The sequence below is a fragment of the Streptomyces sp. NPDC032161 genome, from assembly GCF_040636995.1.
Classification (GTDB): Bacteria; Actinomycetota; Actinomycetes; order Streptomycetales; family Streptomycetaceae; genus Streptomyces.
Genome location: NZ_JBEZVN010000103.1, coordinates 1 through 2,987, shown reverse-complemented (window position 1 = coordinate 2,987; position 2,987 = coordinate 1). Strand labels below are relative to the sequence as shown.

Genomic DNA, 2,987 nt, shown 5'->3' with positions numbered 1-2,987 from the left:
TTCGCTGCTGAACGTGCCCGGCGCACCGGCACTGTTCAGATGGTGCCGGTCCGGTGACTGCGCACCGGTTGCCGTCTCCCTTTCCCCGTCCTGCCCTCATGTCCTCGGAGGACCCTCTCATGTCCCGTCTTGTCACCCGTCGTTCCAGAGTCCGTGCTGTCGCTGTCCCGGTTGTGGCCACCGCGCTCGCCGCCGGTGTGCTGGCCGGCTGTTCCAGCGGCGGCGACGACAACACCGTCACCATGTGGACCTACCCGGTCATCTTCGACGAGGCCAAGAACAAGGCCTACTGGGACGGCCTGATCAAGGCGTTCGAGAAGGAGCACGCGGGTGTCGAGGTGAAGGTGGAGACCTTCCCCTGGGCCAACCGCGACACCGCCCTGGCCACCGCGATCGCCTCGGGCAAGGGCCCGGACGCGGTCTACCTGATCCCGGACCAGCTGCCGAAGTACGCCAGGAACATCGTCCCGGCCGACGAGTACATGCCCTCCGGCGCCAGGTCCGACTACACCGACTTCGCGCTGAAGTCCGTCACGATCGACGGCAAGGCGCTCGCCACCCCGATCCTGACCAGCGCCAATCCGCTGGTCTGCGACAAGCGGGTGTTCGCCGCCATCGGCGAGAAGAACTACCCCACGACCTGGGCGGAACTGGAGGCGCTGGGCCCGAGGCTGAAGGCGAAGGGCTACTACGCCACCAGCTTCTACGGCGACACCCAGCAGACCCTGAACATGACCTTCTACCCGCTGCTGTGGCAGGCGGGCGGCGACGTCTTCTCCAAGGACGGCAAGAGCGTCACGTTCAACGACGCGGCCGGTGTCAAGGCGCTGACGTACCTGAAGAAGCTCGTCGACGGCGGCTACACCGACAAGGACCTGATCACCACCACGCCCAAGCTGGAGCAGACCCCGACCGCCAAGGGCAAGATCGCCTGCACCTGGCAGAACACCCCCACCGACGTCGAGCCGTTCTGGGGCAAGGAGAACATCGTCGTCCAACCGCCGCTGAAGGACGTCGAACCGGTCGGCTACGGCACGGTGGGCGCCCTGTCGATGCTGAAGGGCGCCGACAAGAAGAACACCGGCGACTGGCTGAACTTCGTGGCCGAGTCGAAGAACGCGGCCGGCCTGCAGAAGGAGGCGGGCTACTTCCCGGCCCGCAAGTCCGGCGGCGACCTCTACCCCGACGACGCGCTGCAGACGGCGGTCGGTGCCACGCTGCCGGCCATGACCGTGGGACCGCTCCAGGACAAGTCCCGTGAGGTCCAGGGCGTGCTCGCGCCGGAGATCCAGGCCGCGCTGCTGGGCAAGAAGAGCCCGCAGGAGGCGCTGGACGCCGCGCAGAAGGCCGCGCAGGCGCTGCTCGGCCGCTGATACCGGGTGCGGGGCCCCCCCTTTTCCGGCCGCACCCGGATCCGGGCCCCGCACCCCCCCCGGGGCGGTCCCCTCCGCCCCCGCCCTTTCCCCCGCACCGCAAGGAGATCCCCGTGGCAGTCGTCGCGGAACCCACCCGCCGGGGCCGTCGCAGCGGGCCGCAGGCGCGCCGCGAGGCCCGGATCGGCCTGCTGTTCGTCCTCCCGTGCTTCCTGCTCTTCCTCGCCTTCCGCTTCGGTCCGGGCATCGCCGGTGTGCTGATGAGCTTCACCGACTACACCCTGACCGGCGGCGGCAGCTTCATCGGGCTGGACAACTTCACCCGCCTGTGGGACGACCCGCTGTTCTGGCAGGCACTGAAGGTCACCGTCCTGTACACCGTGCTCGCCGTGCCGGGCACACTCGTCGTGTCGGTGTCGCTGGCGCTGATCACCCGCCGCGCGTTCCGCGGCGCCAGGTTCTTCCGGTCGGTGTTCTTCCTGCCGGTCGTCACCTCGCTGGTGCTGGCCGCCACCGTCTTCGTGTGGATCTTCTCCACCAACGGCCCGTGGCCGACGCTGATGAGCGTGTTCGGGATGTCCAAGGGCTCCTGGCTCTCCGACGACGTGCTGGTCCTGCCCGCGCTCGCCATCGTCGGCATCTGGTCCCGCTTCGGGTACGGGATGCTGATCCTGCTGGCCCGCATGCAGGACATCCCCCGGGAACTGGAGGAAGCGGCACTCACCGACGGCGCCGGCGCCTGGCAGCGCTTCAGGCACATCGTGCTGCCGCAGCTCAAACCCGCCCTGTTCTTCCTCGCCGTGATCGAGACCACGGCCTCGTTCCAGGTCTTCGACGCGGTCTACACGATGACCGGCGGCGGCCCCGCCAACGCCAGCTACACGCTCGTCTTCCAGCTCTACGACGCGGGCTTCAAATACTTCGACCTGGGCTACGCCTCCGCCATCGGTGTCGCACTGTTCGCACTGACCGTGGTGGTCGCACTGATCCAGCGGCTCGTGATCGGGAAGGACCAGTGACCATGACCGCACCACCCGCCAAGACCGAGACCCCGCCCACGGTCACCGGCACCGCGCCCGCGACGTCCGGCCAGGCCGCGCGCAAGGCCGAACGCCGGGCCGCCCGCCGCGCCGAACGCAGACTGCGCAAGCTCGCCGAACGCGACACCGTCCCGCACGGCATGCGCCCCACCCGGGCCGGCCGGACCGGCCGCGCCGTCCTGCTGACCGTGGCCGCGCTCGTCACGATCTTCCCGTTCTACGCCATGGTCGTACTCTCGCTGAAACCGTCCGCAGCGGTCGAGTTCCCCGGCAGCCTCCTGCCCTGGCCACTGAGCGGCGAAGCGTACGACACCGTCCTCAACGCCCAGGACGTACCACGCTGGCTGTTCAACACCCTGCTCTACTCGATCATCTCCGTCATCGGCGTGCTGCTGCTCGCCTCACTCGCCGGCTACGCCTTCGCCAAGAAACGCTTCCCGGGCCGCGAGACGATGTTCTGGTCGTTCCTGTCGATGGTGATGGTCCCCTACCACGTCACCATGATCCCGACCTTCGCCATGATCGCGAAACTGGGCGGCGTGGACACCTACTGGGGCCTGATCCTGCCGACCCT

Annotated in this window: 3 protein-coding genes; all 3 read left to right on the top strand. The window is 68.6% G+C overall.

Features of this window, described 5'->3' with window-relative positions; all coding sequences use genetic code 11:
- Positions 1 to 173: 173 nt before the first annotated feature.
- Positions 174 to 1,373: an extracellular solute-binding protein gene (locus AB0E67_RS36325; protein ID WP_362035124.1), complete on the top strand. Its 1,200-nt coding sequence runs from the start codon at positions 174 to 176 to the stop codon at positions 1,371 to 1,373.
- Between the two features lie 113 nt (positions 1,374 to 1,486).
- On the top strand, positions 1,487 to 2,392 hold the full coding sequence (locus tag AB0E67_RS36320; RefSeq protein WP_362035122.1) for a sugar ABC transporter permease: 906 nt from the start codon (positions 1,487 to 1,489) through the stop codon (positions 2,390 to 2,392).
- Positions 2,393 to 2,394: 2 nt separating this feature from the next.
- Positions 2,395 to 2,987: carbohydrate ABC transporter permease (locus tag AB0E67_RS36315; protein WP_362035120.1), on the top strand; the 593-nt coding region annotated here is incomplete at its 3' end.